The sequence below is a fragment of the Rhizobium sp. NLR16a genome (assembly GCF_017948245.1).
In the GTDB taxonomy this organism is placed as follows: Bacteria; Pseudomonadota; Alphaproteobacteria; order Rhizobiales; family Rhizobiaceae; genus Rhizobium.
The window spans coordinates 2205465-2221410 of sequence record NZ_CP072865.1 but is presented as its reverse complement, the minus strand read 5'-3'; the positions used below and the strand labels follow the sequence as shown (position 1 = coordinate 2221410).

Sequence of the window (15946 nt, the reverse complement as noted above, 5' to 3'; positions counted from 1 at the left end):
GCTCTCGTCACCGGTGAGCGCCCTGGCGCTCCTGGTGGTTTTCAAGCTCGGTTGTCACGATTGGATGGTGGCAACGAACGGAAGGCAAACTCATGATTCAGAAGAACTGGCAGGAACTGATCAAGCCGAACAAGGTGGAGTTCTCCTCGAGCTCGCGCACCAGGGCGACGCTCGTTGCCGAACCGCTGGAGCGCGGCTTCGGCCTCACCCTCGGCAACGCACTGCGCCGCGTTCTGCTCTCCTCGCTGCGCGGTGCCGCCGTCACGGCGGTGCAGATCGACGGCGTGCTGCATGAATTCTCCTCGATTCCGGGCGTCCGCGAAGACGTCACGGATATCGTGCTCAACATCAAGGAAATCGCCATCAAGATGGATGGCGACGACGCGAAGCGCATGGTCGTGCGCAAGCAGGGCCCGGGCGTTGTCACGGCTGGCGATATCCAGACGGTCGGCGATATCGAAATCCTCAATCCCGAGCATGTGATCTGCACGCTCGACGAGGGCGCCGAGATCCGCATGGAATTCACCGTCAACAACGGCAAGGGCTACGTTCCGGCCGAGCGCAATCGTGCGGAAGATGCTCCGATCGGTCTCATCCCGGTCGACAGCCTCTATTCGCCGGTCAAGAAGGTGTCCTACAAGGTTGAAAATACCCGCGAAGGACAGGTTCTCGACTACGACAAGCTGAACATGACCATCGAAACCGATGGCTCGATCACCGGCGAAGACGCCGTCGCTTTCGCGGCGCGCATCCTCCAGGATCAGCTTGGCGTCTTCGTCAACTTCGACGAGCCGCAGAAGGAAACCGAAGAGGAAGCAGTCACCGAACTCGCTTTCAACCCGGCTCTGCTCAAGAAGGTGGACGAACTCGAACTGTCGGTCCGTTCGGCAAACTGCCTGAAGAACGACAACATCGTCTACATCGGCGACCTCATTCAGAAGACCGAAGCAGAAATGCTCCGCACACCGAATTTTGGTCGCAAGTCGCTGAACGAAATCAAGGAAGTTCTCGCTTCCATGGGCCTGCACCTCGGCATGGAAGTGCCGGCATGGCCGCCCGAGAACATCGAAGATCTCGCCAAGCGTTACGAAGACCAGTATTAAAAACCAAAAAGGCAGGCTCTTTCGGCTGCCTTTCCCCGTCAAACAGCAGGCCGATCGCCTGCATGTGCCAGGAAACGGCAGGCCCGGTTAACGTAAGGGCACCTGCATTAAAGGAGAGTAGCAATGCGCCATGGTAAAGCCGGCCGCAAGCTGAATAGAACCGCAAGCCACCGCAAGGCGATGTTCGCCAACATGGCGGCTTCGCTCATCACCCACGAGCAGATCGTCACGACCCTGCCGAAGGCCAAGGAAATCCGTCCGATCGTCGAGAAGCTCGTCACGCTCGGCAAGCGCGGTGACCTGCATGCTCGCCGCCAGGCGATCTCGCAGATCCGCGATGCCGCCGTCGTTTCGAAGCTGTTCGACACGATCGCAACGCGCTACGCCACCCGCAACGGCGGCTACCTGCGCATCATGAAGGCCGGCTTCCGCCAGGGCGACAACGCCGCTTTGGCCGTGATCGAATTCGTTGATCGCGACACCTATGCCAAGGGCGCAGCCGACAAGGCCCGCGTTGCTGCCGAAGAGCAGGCCGTCGCCGCTTAAATTTTCCGCTTCGCCGGAAACGGAACAGCCGGGCTGCAAAGCCCGGCTGTTTTTCTTTGTCCATGCGCGTGCGTAAAGGCTCCTTTTGGCGCAATGCTGTCGCCGGAAGGTCCCGACATGGATGCGGCCCATCGATCCGCCGAAACTGCTCAGACCGCTCGAACTTCAGCGAGCCGCTTGGCGGCGTAGTCGTCCTGCCAGCAGACGGCGGCTTCCCATGCGGCTGACGCTTGCGCGGCGATGTCGTGCGCGCCGTCGTCGAGACCGGCAGCGTTGCCGGGCAGCACCAGGTCGAGGTCGGGAGCGTCGACATGTGACTCGTCCCAGTCGATCAACGCGACCCGGTCGGGGGTTATGCGGACGTTGCCAGGGCTGTTGGGATTGCCGTGGACAACGCATCTCTGACGTCCGGCGAGCCGCGCCCACGCTGCGCGACATCGAATAACGCCCTCGGGCGGCATCGCGGCAAGGTTGATCCTTGTTCCGGTTTCCGCGTGAAGGAGGTCGGTCGACGATCGCCAGCCCGGACGCTGCGGCCAGCCCTGTGTCAACCGATGCAGCTCGCGGAGCGTGTCGGCCATGCGACGCCAGTCGGACCCTGTCTCGGGCGCTCCGCCCTCCATGTATTTCATCACCACCAGCCCGTCCACGAACAGCCGGCCATCCGTCGTCGGGGTCGGCACTGGAACGTGCATGCCTTCACTGTCGAGGTATTGGATCAGCTCGGTTTCCCATGCGAGATCGGCGTTGGTCCGGCTGCCGAGACCACCGACCGCGATCTGCCCGTGGACGCGAACGCTCCACACGCCATTGGCAACTCCACCCGTCAGTCGTTCGATGCGAACCGCATCTTCACCCCATTGCCCGAGTACTTCCCATCCCATTGGCGATATCCCTGGCGGCTATGATTCAATTGACGGAAGAAATAGAGAAAGTTTAGGACGCCAAGATGTCCGTGTCCGGCGCAAAGCAGCCATGGCGGCAATCATCGAAACTGCCTAAAGCATCTTGGTCAAGGTGCGGCAGCGACACCGCTTACCAAACCCTGGAGATTAAGGTGGAAGGTTCTCTGCGCGAAGCACATTCCCGATCGCAGTTCCTCCGTCTCGCGGCTGTGTTTGTGGTGATTGCGGTCGGGCTGGCCCTCAGGCGCTTGGGCTACGCGGTCGATCTGCCTTTCGTCGTTGTCAAATATGGCGGGTCGGCGCTCTGGGGAGCGATGGTCTATCTGCTGGTGGCGCTCGTCTTCGGAAGGTCACCGCGGGCGGTCATTGCGGTCATGGCGCTTTTCATAGCAATCTCGGTCGAATTGTTCCGGCTTTATCATACGCCCGGGTTGGACGCGTTTCGGCTGACGACTGCAGGCGCCTTGTTGCTCGGCCGGATATTTTCCCTCTGGAACATACTCGCCTACGCGGTCGGCATCGCCGCAGCCTGTGCCTTTGATCCCGCGCGTCGTTGAGACTCGGCTGACTACCATCAGGAAACCGACGCCGCCGCACGATTGCGTTGCCGCCCCTGGCTTTTTTTCCGACTGCGTGCGATCGGCCGCCAAGAGCGGTAGAGGATGAGCGCGATAATCAAACCCACATAAATAAACTGCTGGAGATCGAGGATCTTGGTCGAAAGCGCAAAATGCAGAGCCCCGCAGGCGGCAATGATGTAGACGAGGCGGTGCAGCCAGATCCAGGTGTTGCCGAGGCGACGGATCGAGAGGTTATTGGAAGTCACCGCCAGGGGAATAAGCATCGCAAGGCCGGCCATGCCGAACATGATGAACGGGCGCTTCAACACGTCATTGATGACGGCCTGAATTTCCATCGCCTGGTCGAGCACCATGTAGACGGTAAAATGCATCAGCGCGTAGTAAAAGGTCAGCAAGCCGAGCGCGCGGCGATAGCGCAGATAGTTCCAGCCGAAAAGCTCGCGGGCAGGGGAGACGGCAAGCGTCAGAATCAAAAAGCGGATTGTCCAGATGCCAAGGAAGAGCTCGAAGGTCTTGACCGGATCGGCGCCGAGCTGATCGGTCGCGCCGAGATAAAAGGCCCAGGCGGCGGGCACGAGCCCGACGACATAAAGCAGCCAGACGGAGGCAGGCTGCCAGCGCTTCGGGATGGCAAGCGACAGTTCGGCCATCAGAAATTCGCCTTCAGGTCCATGCCGGCATAAAGGCTCGCCACCTCGTCGGCATAGCCGTTGAAGGGCAGGGTGGGGCGGCGGCTTGCGCCGAAGAAGCCGCTTTCGCCGATGCGCCTCTCGCTTGCCTGACTCCAGCGCGGATGGTCGACGGCCGGGTTGACGTTGGCGTAGAAGCCGTATTCCTGCGGATTGGTCACCTGCCAGGTGTTCTTCGGCTGCTGGTCGGTGAGCGTGATCCTGACGATCGACTTGATGCCCTTGAAGCCGTATTTCCACGGCACAACAAGCCGGATCGGCGCACCATTCTGGTTCGGTAGCGTTTCACCATAAAGCCCGACGGCAAGCAGCGTCAGCGGGTGGCGCGCCTCGTCCAGCCGCAGCCCCTCGACATAGGGCCAGTCGAGCGACTGAAAGAAGCCCTTCTGCCCTGGCATCTCCTCCGGTCGCACGACGGTTTCGAAGGCGACATATTTGGCGCTGCCGAGCGGCTCCACCTTGTCGAGCAGCGCCGCCAGCGGAAACCCGTTCCATGGAACGACCATCGACCAGGCCTCGACGCAGCGCATCCGATAGGTGCGCTCCTCGATCGGGAATTCCTTCATCAGCGCCTCGACGTCGAAGGTGCCTGGCTTGTTGACCATGCCGTCGATCTTGACCGTCCAGGGCAGCGGCTTGAAATCGCCGGAGAGAGCGGCGGGGTCGCCCTTGTCGAGACCGAACTCATAGAAATTATTGTAGGTCGTGACGTCCTTGATCGGCGTCGTCTTCCCATCGACCTTGTACTTGCTCTCGACGGCGGAAAGGGTGGCCGCGCTCGCCTTGCCGGCGCCATAGAGCGCCATGGCGCCAAGCGTCGCTGCGCCCAGGAACTCACGGCGACGCAGATAGAGCTGGCGCGGCGTGATCTCCGACGACGCGATCCTTGGGGGGCGATAGCTTGGCATGTCGAAAACCTCCAGGGCGGATATTCCGAATATAGTCCTTAAACGAACCGCCCGCATGTTCGGATCAATTTCTATGCCTTGAATATTGCTGACAGGAAGCCAATTTTTTGTGTTCGGCTGTGATGGAATAGGGTGTAACCAAAGGTCCCGCCGAACCGTATATATTCGAATTGCGCTCAACGCGCTTCTCCCGGCAGCGTACCGGATTTGGCCTTGCCGGTAGTGACAGCCCCCATCGATTGGATTAGGACAATTCCAAAAAGCGGCGTTCGCCCGGCCCGCAGGCTTCATTGCCGGCCCGGCTTCGCCTGATGTTTCCGACATGTCGAGGAAGACACCGATGCCAGCTTACCGTTCCAGAACCACGACCCATGGCCGCAACATGGCGGGCGCGCGCGGCCTTTGGCGCGCCACGGGCATGAAGGATTCGGATTTCGGCAAGCCGATCATCGCGGTGGTGAATTCCTTCACCCAGTTCGTTCCCGGCCATGTGCATCTGAAGGATCTCGGCCAGCTCGTCGCTCGCGAAATCGAGGCGGCCGGCGGCGTCGCCAAGGAGTTCAATACGATCGCCGTCGATGACGGCATCGCCATGGGCCATGACGGCATGCTCTACTCGCTGCCCTCGCGCGAGTTGATCGCCGACAGCGTCGAATACATGGTCAATGCCCATTGCGCCGACGCCATGGTCTGCATCTCCAACTGCGACAAGATCACCCCCGGCATGCTGATGGCGTCGCTGCGCCTCAACATCCCCACCGTCTTCGTCTCCGGCGGTCCTATGGAAGCGGGCAAGGTCGTGCTGCATGGGAAGACACATGCGCTTGACCTCGTCGACGCCATGGTCGCGGCTGCCGATGATAAGATCTCCGATGACGACGTCAAGGTCATCGAGCGTTCAGCCTGTCCGACCTGCGGTTCGTGCTCCGGCATGTTCACCGCAAACTCGATGAATTGCCTGACGGAGGCGCTCGGCCTGTCGCTGCCCGGCAACGGCTCGACGCTTGCCACCCATGCCGATCGTAAGCGCCTCTTCGTCGAGGCCGGCCACCTGATCGTCGATCTCGCCCGCCGCTATTACGAGCAGGACGACGTCAAGGCGCTGCCACGCACCATCGCCTCCAAGCAGGCTTTCGAGAATGCCATGGCGCTCGATATCGCCATGGGCGGTTCGACCAACACGGTCCTGCACATCCTTGCAGCGGCCCACGAAGGCGAGGTCGATTTCACCATGGCCGATATCGACGCACTGTCGCGCCGCGTGCCATGCCTATCGAAGGTCGCGCCCGCCAAGAGCGATGTGCATATGGAAGATGTCCACCGCGCTGGCGGCATCATGTCGATCCTCGGAGAGCTCGATAAGGGTGGGCTCCTGAACCGCGATTGTCCGACCGTCCATGCCGAGACGCTCGGCGATGCGATTGATCGCTGGGACATCACCCGCACCAACAGCGACACCGTCCGCAACTTCTATCGCGCCGCTCCCGGCGGCATCCCGACCCAGGTCGCCTTCAGCCAGGAAGCTCGTTGGGACGAGCTCGACACCGATCGCCAGAACGGCGTAATCCGCTCGGTCGAACACCCCTTCTCCAAGGATGGCGGTCTTGCTGTGCTGAAGGGTAATCTCGCAGTGGACGGCTGCATCGTCAAGACGGCCGGCGTCGATGAATCGATCCTGAAATTCTCCGGCCCGGCCCGCGTCTTCGAAAGCCAGGATGCGTCGGTCAAGGCGATCCTCGCCAACGAGATCAAGGCCGGCGACGTCGTCGTCATCCGTTACGAAGGCCCGAAGGGCGGCCCCGGCATGCAGGAAATGCTCTATCCGACGAGCTATCTGAAGTCGAAGGGCCTCGGCAAGGCCTGCGCGCTGATTACCGACGGCCGCTTCTCCGGCGGTACCTCCGGCCTCTCGATCGGCCATGTCTCGCCGGAAGCGGCGAATGGCGGCACGATCGGCCTGGTGCGCGAAGGCGACATGATCGATATCGATATCCCGAACCGCACGATCAGCCTGCGTGTCAGCGAGGCCGAACTCGCCGCCCGCCACGCCGAGCAGGAAGGCAAGGGCTGGCAGCCGACCGAGATTCGCAAGCGCAACGTCACCACCGCGCTGAAGGCCTATGCGGCTTTCGCAACCAGCGCCGACCGCGGCGCCGTGCGGGATCTCAACGCCCGCTGAGTAGTCGAAACTACAACCCCTGATTAAGAGTCCAGCGGCGCGGCCGCTGTCAAAGCGGTCGGTTGATGTTTTTGTAGGTCTCGCCGAGCTGCTTCATCCGCTCGTCATAGGCAGCCTTGATACAGGCGGCGTCGCCCCCGCATTCCTGCCGCTTCTTCAGCCAGGCGGTCTGCTCGTCCTGCAATGTTCCGCGCGAGCCCATGGCCAGCAGACCGGAGAGCAGCTCGAAGGTCGTCACCATCTTGACGTCGGCGTCGTTGAGGACGCGATTGTCGCAGATCGCCTTTTCGTCCGGCTTCAATTCCTTCGCATCACAATCGAAACTCGCCGACCATGCCAGATCCGATGAGAAAATCAGGATCGCCAAACCGAGCGCGGCCGACATTCGCCATGTCATCATCTTCTTCCTTTACTGCCGATCAAATCAGCTTGCGCACCGCCAGAGCCAGAAAGATGATGCAGGCGAGCCAGACGACAAGGATGAAGATCAATCCGGCCCGGCCGGAAGGGCGTTCGATCCGCCTAGCCGCTTCCACGCGAAGCGCAGCCATCACCTCTGCCGGCACGAGCCGCGTCGCCAGCAAGATGCCGAGCGGAACGATGACGAGATCGTCGAGATAGCCGAGCACGGGAATGAAATCGGGGATCAGATCGATCGGCGAAAGCGCATAGGCTGCGACGGCGCCGGCGACCGCTTTCGCATACCAGGGCACGCGAGGATCGCGGGCGGCAAGCCACAGCGCAACGATGTCACGCTTCAGTGACTTTGCCCAGATTTTAGCTTTTGATATCAGTTGCATGGTTGACCTTCCTGAATCAAATTCGCAGCGCCATCAAGGCACTCCCTTGCCTTATTCTTCCATGCTTCCGCCCTCTTTCCTTTCTAGCGTCGGACGCTACAACGTTGCTCAAGAGGATTCAAAAGGGATACCCATGCAAGGCCTGTTCAAGCGCGCCTCCGTTTCGCTCTTCGCTCTGATGCTCGTTCTGCCGGCTGCGGCCCAGGCGCAGACGGCAAAGACGGTGCCTGAGAGCCAGATGCAGATGCAGCTCTCCTTCGCACCGCTCGTCAAGCAGACGTCGGGCGCAGTCGTCAACGTCTATGCGGAAAAGATCATCCAGCGCCAGTCGCCCTTTGCGGGCGATCCCTTCTTCGAGCAGTTTTTCGGCCAGCAGATGCCGAATCGATCCGAAAAGCAGTCCTCGCTCGGTTCCGGCGTCATTGTCGAGGCGAACGGCACTGTCGTCACCAACAACCACGTCGTCGAAGGCGCCGACGATATCAAGGTGGCGCTGTCAGATGGCCGCGAATTCCCCTGCAAGGTGGTGCTGCGCGACGACCGCGTCGACCTCGCCGTGCTGAAGATCGACACCAAGGAAAACTTCCCGACACTACCGATCGGCAATTCCGATACCGTCGAGGTCGGCGATCTCGTGCTGGCGATCGGCAATCCCTTCGGTGTCGGCCAGACGGTGACGAGCGGTATCGTCTCCGCACTTGCCCGCAACCAGGTGGTCAAGAACGAGTTCGGCTTCTTCATCCAGACCGACGCCTCGATCAATCCGGGCAATTCCGGCGGTGCGCTGATGAACATGAAGGGCGAGCTGATCGGCATCAACACCGCGATCTTCTCGCGCGGCGGCGGCTCGAACGGCATCGGCTTTGCCATTCCCGCCAATCTCGTCAAAGTCTTCCTCGCTTCCGCCGATGCCGGCGTCAAATCCTTCGAGCGGCCCTATGTCGGCGCGAGCTTCGATGCGGTGACGTCGGAAGTTGCCGAAGCCCTTGGGCTCAACAAAGTGCGCGGCGCACTCGTCGTCAAGGTTTCGGAAGGCAGCCCGGCGGCGAAGGCCGGGCTGAAGGCCGGCCAGATCGTCACGTCAGTCAACGGCATCGCCGTCGAGCATCCGGACGCGTTGCTCTATCGCCTGACCACAGCCGGCCTCGGCAAAACGGTCAATCTTACCGTCATCGACAACGGCCACGAGCAGCAGTTGTCGCTGGCGCTCGACCGCGCGCCGGAGACCTCGCCTCGTGACCAGCGCGTCATTGGCGGGCGGACGCCCTTTACCGGCGCCGTCGTCGAAAACCTGTCGCCGCGCGTCGCAGATGAATTGCGCATGCCCTCGGAATCGGCGGGCGTCGTCGTTGCCGATGTCAAGCAGGATTCCCCGGCGGCTCGTCTGGGTTTTGAGCCCAAGGATATCATCGTTTCGATCAACGGAACGGAAGTAAAATCGACCAAAGAACTGGCCGAGATAGCCAGCAGCGATCCCGGTCTCTGGCGGGTCGAGATCGAGCGCGATGGCCAGCGTATCAGGCAGTTCTTCCGATGAGCAATGATCTCTTCGCGCCGCGTGTTCCGGAAGAGGTTGCCGCCAGGCGGCCGCTTGCCGACCGGTTGCGGCCGAAGACGCTTGCCGATGTCACTGGTCAGGAACATCTGACCGGTGAGGACGGCGTGCTGAAGAGGATGATCGAAAGTGGTTCGCTCGGATCGATGATCTTCTGGGGTCCGCCAGGCACCGGCAAAACGACGGTGGCGCGGCTGCTTTCCGGTGAGGCGGGGCTGGCCTTCGAGCAGATATCGGCGATCTTTTCCGGCGTCGCCGATCTGAAGAAGGTGTTCGAGGCGGCTCGCATGCGCCGCATGGACGGTCGCCAGACGCTGCTGTTCGTCGATGAGATTCATCGTTTCAACCGCGCCCAGCAGGACAGTTTCCTGCCTGTTATGGAGGACGGCACCGTCATTCTCGTCGGCGCCACCACCGAAAATCCCTCCTTCGAGCTCAACGCCGCTCTGTTGTCGCGCGCCCGCGTCCTCACTTTCAAGTCACATGACGAGGAGAGCCTGGAGGAATTGCTGACGCGCGCCGAGGCGATTGAGCAGAAGCCGCTGCCGCTGACCGAGGAGGCGCGCGCCAGCCTGATCCGCATGGCCGATGGCGACGGCCGCGCCGTGCTGACGCTCGCCGAAGAGGTCTGGCGTGCTGCCCGCGAGGGCGAGAGCTTCGATACCGAAGCGTTGACGCGTATCGTCCAGCGCCGCGCCCCAGTCTACGACAAGGCGCAGGACGGCCACTACAATCTGATTTCGGCGCTGCATAAGTCGGTGCGCGGCTCGGATCCGGATGCTGCGCTCTATTATCTTGCCCGCATGTTCGATGCCGGCGAGGATCCGCTCTATCTCGGCCGGCGTTTGGTGCGCATGGCGGTGGAGGATATCGGGCTTGCCGATCCGCAGGCGCTGGTGATCTGCAACGCCGCCAAGGATGCCTATGACTATCTCGGATCGCCGGAAGGGGAGCTGGCGCTGGCGCAAGCCTGCGTCTATCTCGCCACCGCGCCGAAATCGAATGCCGTCTACACCGCCTTCAAGGCCGCAAGCCAGGCCGCAAAGCAGAACGGCTCGCTGCTGCCGCCGAAGCATATCCTCAACGCGCCGACGAAATTGATGAAGGGCGAGGGTTACGGCGAGGGCTATCGCTACGATCACGACGAGCCGGACGCCTTTTCAGGCCAGGATTATTTTCCGGAGAAGATGGGCCGCCAGACTTTCTACGATCCGCCGGAGCGCGGCTTCGAGCGGGATATCCGTAAGCGGCTGGAATGGTGGGCGAAGCTGCGCAAAGAACGCAATCCGCGCTGACGCGTGGGCGGGGTTAACCGCCAAGAGCGACCGCTATGGCGACCAGAAGCAATCCGAGGCAAGTCATCGTCATCCCCGCATAAAAAGGCCTGCCTCCCGAAAATTTCGCCCACGCATAACCCGTCACGAACAGCAGCATGATGAGAAACAGGTTGCTGACTCTCAGAGCGAGGTGGGCGCTGTCGATGAGAAAGAAAGGGGTCACGGCCGGAATGGACGTGACCGAGACGAGAAAAACGACCGCGAGGGCGGCAAGGAGATCATTTTTCGATAGAGACGCCCTCACAGGATCGGCCCTGCGTGCGAGCGTCAGCAGTGATCTATAAAGCGCGTCTGCATCGGCAGCCTTTGCAGAAAACGGTGCTTCTTCGATCGGGAATTCTTTCGCGAGCATGTTGAGCGCCGCAGTCTCGCTTCCGGCGGCTTTGATTTGCCGAAAAAGGCGCAGCCGCCTGCTCTTGTAAAACGTCGTCCCCAGAACGAACAAAACGGCGTCAATGATCCCCCAGGCAACGTTGCATCCGACTGTTGCGACGATCAACTCCTGAGCATCCAACCCCTCTTCTTCAAAAACAAGTCTCGAGCCGACCGTCAAAGTCAGCGCCATGATCAGTCCGAAAAGGACTTCACCGAGTGCATCGCCGGGATCGATGATATCAGTGACACGATCGATCGGGTTCGAAGTCATGGGCTGCCCCAGGTGATGAGATCTTCGTCTGCTGTTCCTCTCTCGGCGATCCGAGTATGAATGGGAGCGGACTGCAGCTGGCGGCGTGGTGGAAGCCCCGCGACTGAGAATTGTGAACGACGACTCGGGATGATTCATTGATCGTGATCAAGATCAGTACGATTGGGCGTCTCGTGATCACGGTTTGTCGACAAAGCACGTCCGTGCCTGTCCTGGCGCGTCAGAAAAGATGCCGGTGCTGCAAAGCTCAGGAAGGGCGTGGTGTCTTCTGATTGACAGGCGCGGCGATCACCTTGACGGCGGATTCCGCGAGCCCGTGATGGCCTTCCATGTCGACGACGACATGCCAGTGGCCGCTTTCCGGAACGGCGAGCTTGACCGGCGACTTGCGCGCCACGCCGCCGATATATTTGAAATCGAGAACCTCGGTGAAACGCTGGAAGTTCGGCGCCGTCATCAGACGAACATTGTTCACCGCATTCAGCGACACCTCGACGATCGTTCCGGCTCGCTGTTCCTTGAGATCGTAATGGGTGAAGCGGAAATTCGGTTTCGGCATCGGTCTCGCGGCGTCTGATAACTTGGCGACGAGATTTTACCAGCATGCCAGTTAACGAAAAGTTGGAAATCGGCCCCTTTAGCCCATGCCTGCGATAGGAAATCCATGCGTGGCGAGGGGCAAAAATATAGTTATGGCATAAAGGCGGGCGGCGGAAATCTCCCACGCCATGTCGGGAAGGAATGGTCGCCCTGATGGCCGCCGTTCTCCTGGTTGTCAGTTGCCGCGCCGGTTTTCCCGATCCAGCTGCGTCACCAGCGCCAGGATCGTCTCCGATACCGGCGTCGGCACGGCAGTCAGGCGTCCGAGCGCCACCAGCATGCCGACAAGCGGGGTAATTTCGAGCGCCTTGCCGCCGATCAGGTCCTGCAGCATCGAGGTCCGAACGCCGCCGATGTGGCGCGACTGCTCCAGCCGCTGCTCGACAGACATGGCGAAATCCGCACCGACCGCATCGCCGACAGCGCGCACTTCCTTCATGACCTTGCTCACCATGTCCATGAGCGCCGGATCCGCCATGATGTCGGTCATCAGCGCCCGTGTCAGAGCGCTGATCGGGTTGAAGGCGGCGTTGCCCATCAACTTGCTCCAGATTTCACTGCGGATGTCGGCCGTGGTCGTAATATTGAGATCGGCGCCGCTCAGCACCGCTGCTATGGCCGAAAGCTCGGCAGACATTTCACCGGAGGGCTCGCCAAGTACGAAGCGGCCTTTGTGGGAAAGTTGGATCTCGCCTGGCTTGACCACTTCCGCACCTTGATAGGCGACGCAGCCGATCACGCGTTCCGGGCTGATCAGCCGCCAGAGCCTGCCGCCGGGATCGAGCTCGTCGAATTGCAGTTCCTGATGTCCGCTCCTGGGATCGCGATGGAAATACCACCATGGAATGCCGTTGAGGATCATGACGACGCGGGTGCCTTGCTTGAGCAGACCGGCGATCCCTTCGGCGGCAGGCGACAGCTGATGTCCCTTGAGGCCGGTGATGACGAGATCCTGCCGCGGCAATGTCTTCGGATCGTCGGTTGCCGTTACGCGTACCTTGAGCGGGGTTTGCGCATCGGCCTCGCGCAGACTGAGGCCGTGGCTGCGGATCGCATCGAGATGCGCCCCACGCGCGACGACGGCGACGTCGTTATCTTCCCTGCCTGCGAGCTTGGCGGCGATGGCGCCGCCAAGGGCGCCGGCGCCATAAATACAGATGGTCTTGATGGGCATGTGTTGCCTCTTCAGGGGTCACGGTCTGACTTACATCTAGGCCATCCCCGGCGAGAGGCGAATGCCAATTTGCCGCAAGGCGTTCTTTGTATCACCTCCATGGCGCTGCCGCACGTCCAAATCCGAATACGGCGGCATTGGTCTTGGCTGCTCAGGCCCGAGCGGTTGCGTCGCTTGCAAAATCCGTGGAGACGGCAAGCTCGCGCCAGACGGCCAGTTCCTTTTCGACACTCGCATGCTGCGCCTCGATCATGGCGACCGTATCGCTGCCGAACGGCATGCGCAGCGGCGGGTTGGCCGAGTTGACCATTGTCATGATGCCGGCCGCGAGCTTGGCGGGGTTGCCGGGCTGGGCGTGATTGGCGTCGACGGCGAAATTACGCATGTTTCCAGCCGGCGTGCCCTCGTAATCGGCGATGGAAGCAGGACTTATTGCCAGCGAGGTGTCGGCGAGGAAGTCCGTGCGGAAGAAGCCAGGCTCGACAATCGTCACCTTGATGCCGAAAGGTTCGACTTCGGCGGCCATGGATTCCGACAGCCCTTCGACTGCGAATTTGGTCGAGCCGTAGACGCCCCAGCCGGGATAGCCGAAATAGCCGCCGATCGAGGAGAAGTTCAGGATATGGCCGGAACGCTGGCGACGCATATAGGGCAGTACGGCGCGTGTCACCTTCAGGAGACCGAAGACATTGGTGGCATAGATCTTTTCGATCTCTTCGGCTGTGGCTTCCTCGACGGCGCCGAGCAGGCCGTAACCGGCATTGTTGGCGAGAACGTCGATGCGGCCGAAGCGGGCGATGCCGGCGGCCGCAGCCTCCTTGGCCGGCGCCTCGTTGGTGACGTCGAGCGCGACGGCCAGCAGGTTCGGATGGTCCCCGAATTGTTCGATGATGGTCTTCGGGTTGCGGGCCGTGGCGATGACGGCATCGCCTGATGCAAGTGCTTCCTTGGTCATCAGCGCGCCGAAACCGCGGGATGCACCAGTGATAAACCAGACTTTCATGACGAATTCCTTTGTTGGCGTCGCATCTCTGTGCTGACGGACTGAATTTGACTGAAAACCAGATGCTGTATAAGATTCGGTATTATTGAAACTATGATGAGCAAAACTCAGCAATGAGGGCCACTGAACTTTCCGAACTGGCGGCCTTCGTGGCCGTGGCGCGGCACAAGAGCTTCCGCAAGGCGGGCGAGGAGCGGGGCGTCACAGCCTCTGCCGTCAGCCATGCGGTGCTCAATCTGGAAGACCGAATTGGCATCCGCCTGCTCAACCGCACGACACGCAGCGTTTCGCTGACGGAAGCCGGCGAACTCCTGGTCTCACATCTCGTTCCGGCTTTCGGGGAGATGGCGGCCGCGCTCGATGCGCTGAACCGATACCGCGATACGCCGTTCGGCAGGGTGAGAATCAACGTGCCGAATTCCATCGGTCCTTTCGTCATTGGCCGTGTCATCGCCCCATTGCTTCAACGCAATCCCAATTTGCAGCTGGAAATCAACGCGACCGACAGGCTGGTCGACATCGTCGAGGAAGGGTTTGATGCCGGCATCCGTTTCGGCGAACGTGTCACCGAAGGCATGATCGCCTTGCGTATCAAGCCGCGTATCCGCCTGGTCGTGGTCGGTTCACCCGCCTATTTCGAGAGGCGCCCGAAGCCGGAAACGCCTTACGAGCTCAAGCGCCACCTCTGCATCCAGAACATGTTTCCCTCCGGTGCACGTTATGCCTGGGAATTCGAGAAGGACGGCCAGACGGTGAGCTTTCAGCCGACCGGACCACTGTCGCTCGACGATCACGAGCTGATGATGCAGGCAGCGCTCGGCGGCGTCGGCCTTGCCTATATCTGGGAGCCCCGCGTCGAAAAGGCCATTGCCGACGGCGAACTCATCCAGGTGCTCGACGACTGGTGTCAGCCGGAGGAACCGCTCTATATCTACTATCCGAGCCGCCGCCATATATCTGCGGGCTTCAGGGCGGTGATCGACGCGATCAGGGCGGTGTGAAAGAGCCCAATCCTACCCGCGCAAGCCAGCGATCGTTTGAAGCGCCTCAAAATAAATCGCCAAGTCTCGGGCAGGATCCGCCGGCAGGGTGGTTGCACGGAATACCTTGCCTCCTGCCGCCTCGACGCCTCCGTCGATCATCAGGTTGTCGGCCATGCCGTGATTTTCGATTGCGATGCCGTCAGGCCCGCGCGGGCGTCCGCTCGTCTCGTCGATCTCCATTCCCGCATACCAGATCGAGCGGACGCGCAAGCCGTAGTCGTCGGGGTGGTTGGTATAGGCGAAGACCGATTTTCCGAGAGCAATCATGAAGCCGATCTCGTAGACCGTGCCCGGATCGGCGCTGACGCCGCGAAAGGGTGTGATGTTGGCGAGGCAGATTTCCGCCTTACGCATGGCGACGTCATTGCGGGCGTAAATCTCCGCAGCTGTCCGCTTTATCGGCGTTTGATTTTCGTCGCTGCCGGGGCCGGTCGGTTCGAAGCCGCACTGACGCGCCAATCGGCGTTTTTCTGCCATGATGGGCATTGCATCGGGAAGAAAGACTTCCGGGCCGGCAAGGTAAATGGTGGTCATCGGTATCCTTCATTTCTACGCGAGCCGAAGCACGGGAGTTGAGGGCAGGGCGGGATCCATTTCCGATGGAAGCCTGGCAGATGGCAAGCCGCGCCGGCAACAATTTCGATTTCTTCCATTGACAGTCCGATCAGCCCGCAGCAGGCCGGCAGCTGCCGCGCGGGCCGGCATCAGCCTGCTCGTTGGAGACGTGAAAAAGCGAAAGGTTGCGCTTGTCACCCTTTTGACTTCGCTGGGCGAAGCAGCCAATGATACGGTCATGGCAGCATCATCGGGAGAGATTGATGAAGGGGCGGATTTTGTCAAATGCTGATCGAAGTGCGCCGAAGCGGCTCGGATATCT

Annotated in this window: 18 protein-coding genes; 8 read left to right on the top strand and 10 right to left on the bottom strand. The window is 61.0% G+C overall.

What is annotated here, in order from left to right; translation table 11 throughout:
• The first annotated feature begins 92 nt into the window (after positions 1–92).
• Both J7U39_RS10890 and rplQ read left to right on the top strand, forming a co-directional pair.
• Positions 93–1103: a DNA-directed RNA polymerase subunit alpha gene (locus J7U39_RS10890; protein WP_003547579.1), complete on the top strand. Its 1011-nt coding sequence runs from the start codon at positions 93–95 to the stop codon at positions 1101–1103.
• Between the two features lie 123 nt (positions 1104–1226).
• Positions 1227–1649, top strand: a complete 423-nt coding sequence (gene rplQ, locus J7U39_RS10885) for a 50S ribosomal protein L17 (RefSeq protein WP_088685497.1) — start codon at positions 1227–1229, stop codon at positions 1647–1649.
• A gap of 149 nt (positions 1650–1798) precedes the next feature.
• On the opposite strand, the gene J7U39_RS10880 is transcribed toward rplQ, so the two are convergent.
• Positions 1799–2533, bottom strand: a complete 735-nt coding sequence (locus J7U39_RS10880; protein WP_210628243.1) for a phosphotransferase — start codon at positions 2531–2533, stop codon at positions 1799–1801.
• A gap of 185 nt (positions 2534–2718) precedes the next feature.
• Here J7U39_RS10880 and J7U39_RS10875 point away from each other — a divergent pair, with 185 nt between their 5' ends.
• Complete coding sequence (locus J7U39_RS10875; RefSeq protein ID WP_210631646.1) at positions 2719–3111, top strand: DUF2809 domain-containing protein; 393 nt, start codon at positions 2719–2721, stop codon at positions 3109–3111.
• 17 nt (positions 3112–3128) lie between these two features.
• Here the strand turns inward: J7U39_RS10875 and msrQ are convergent, their stop codons facing one another.
• Both msrQ and msrP read right to left on the bottom strand, forming a co-directional pair.
• Positions 3129–3785, bottom strand: a complete 657-nt coding sequence (gene msrQ, locus J7U39_RS10870) for a protein-methionine-sulfoxide reductase heme-binding subunit MsrQ (RefSeq protein ID WP_210628242.1) — start codon at positions 3783–3785, stop codon at positions 3129–3131.
• Entirely contained in the window at positions 3785–4732 is a 948-nt protein-coding gene (gene msrP, locus J7U39_RS10865) for a protein-methionine-sulfoxide reductase catalytic subunit MsrP (RefSeq protein ID WP_210628241.1), read from the bottom strand. Before msrP ends, msrQ begins: the two co-directional genes overlap by 1 nt.
• Before the next feature lie 340 nt (positions 4733–5072).
• Between msrP and ilvD the strand changes: the two genes are divergently transcribed.
• Positions 5073–6911, top strand: a complete 1839-nt coding sequence (ilvD, locus tag J7U39_RS10860) for a dihydroxy-acid dehydratase (RefSeq protein ID WP_210628240.1) — start codon at positions 5073–5075, stop codon at positions 6909–6911.
• A gap of 49 nt (positions 6912–6960) precedes the next feature.
• Here ilvD and J7U39_RS10855 read toward each other — a convergent pair whose 3' ends face one another.
• Together J7U39_RS10855 and J7U39_RS10850 are read right to left on the bottom strand one after the other, a co-directional pair.
• Positions 6961–7311, bottom strand: coding sequence for a hypothetical protein (locus J7U39_RS10855; RefSeq protein ID WP_210628239.1), 351 nt, complete (start codon positions 7309–7311; stop codon positions 6961–6963).
• A 19-nt stretch (positions 7312–7330) separates the two neighbouring features.
• A complete protein-coding gene (locus J7U39_RS10850) occupies positions 7331–7711 on the bottom strand; it encodes a DUF1232 domain-containing protein (RefSeq protein ID WP_210628238.1) in 381 nt (126 codons plus the stop codon).
• A 133-nt stretch (positions 7712–7844) separates the two neighbouring features.
• On the opposite strand from J7U39_RS10850, the gene J7U39_RS10845 reads away from it, so the two are divergent.
• Positions 7845–9248: a DegQ family serine endoprotease gene (locus J7U39_RS10845; protein ID WP_210628237.1), complete on the top strand. Its 1404-nt coding sequence runs from the start codon at positions 7845–7847 to the stop codon at positions 9246–9248.
• Entirely contained in the window at positions 9245–10561 is a 1317-nt protein-coding gene (locus J7U39_RS10840; RefSeq protein ID WP_210628236.1) for a replication-associated recombination protein A, read from the top strand. Before J7U39_RS10845 ends, J7U39_RS10840 begins: the two co-directional genes overlap by 4 nt.
• A 13-nt stretch (positions 10562–10574) precedes the next feature.
• On the opposite strand, the gene J7U39_RS10835 is transcribed toward J7U39_RS10840, so the two are convergent.
• The 4 genes from J7U39_RS10835 to J7U39_RS10820 all read right to left on the bottom strand — a co-directional run bounded on the left by J7U39_RS10835 (position 10575) and on the right by J7U39_RS10820 (position 14026).
• Entirely contained in the window at positions 10575–11249 is a 675-nt protein-coding gene (locus J7U39_RS10835) for a VIT1/CCC1 transporter family protein (RefSeq protein WP_210628235.1), read from the bottom strand.
• A gap of 247 nt (positions 11250–11496) precedes the next feature.
• On the bottom strand, positions 11497–11808 hold the full coding sequence (locus J7U39_RS10830; RefSeq protein ID WP_210628234.1) for a DUF1883 domain-containing protein: 312 nt from the start codon (positions 11806–11808) through the stop codon (positions 11497–11499).
• Positions 11809–12024: 216 nt separating this feature from the next.
• The gene (locus J7U39_RS10825; protein WP_210628233.1) at positions 12025–13023 is read right to left on the bottom strand and encodes a 2-dehydropantoate 2-reductase; all 999 of its coding nucleotides are present in this window, start codon (positions 13021–13023) and stop codon (positions 12025–12027) included.
• Positions 13024–13174: 151 nt separating this feature from the next.
• Positions 13175–14026: an oxidoreductase gene (locus tag J7U39_RS10820; protein WP_210628232.1), complete on the bottom strand. Its 852-nt coding sequence runs from the start codon at positions 14024–14026 to the stop codon at positions 13175–13177.
• 113 nt (positions 14027–14139) lie between these two features.
• Here J7U39_RS10820 and J7U39_RS10815 point away from each other — a divergent pair, with 113 nt between their 5' ends.
• The gene (locus J7U39_RS10815; protein WP_210628231.1) at positions 14140–15027 is read left to right on the top strand and encodes a LysR family transcriptional regulator; all 888 of its coding nucleotides are present in this window, start codon (positions 14140–14142) and stop codon (positions 15025–15027) included.
• Between the two features lie 12 nt (positions 15028–15039).
• On the opposite strand, the gene J7U39_RS10810 is transcribed toward J7U39_RS10815, so the two are convergent.
• Positions 15040–15603: a nucleoside 2-deoxyribosyltransferase gene (locus J7U39_RS10810; RefSeq protein ID WP_210628230.1), complete on the bottom strand. Its 564-nt coding sequence runs from the start codon at positions 15601–15603 to the stop codon at positions 15040–15042.
• On the opposite strand from J7U39_RS10810, the gene J7U39_RS10805 reads away from it, so the two are divergent.
• A complete protein-coding gene (locus J7U39_RS10805; RefSeq protein ID WP_210628229.1) occupies positions 15593–15916 on the top strand; it encodes a hypothetical protein in 324 nt (107 codons plus the stop codon). The two genes, J7U39_RS10810 and J7U39_RS10805, sit on opposite strands and share 11 nt — an antisense overlap.
• The last annotated feature ends 30 nt before the right edge of the window (positions 15917–15946 follow it).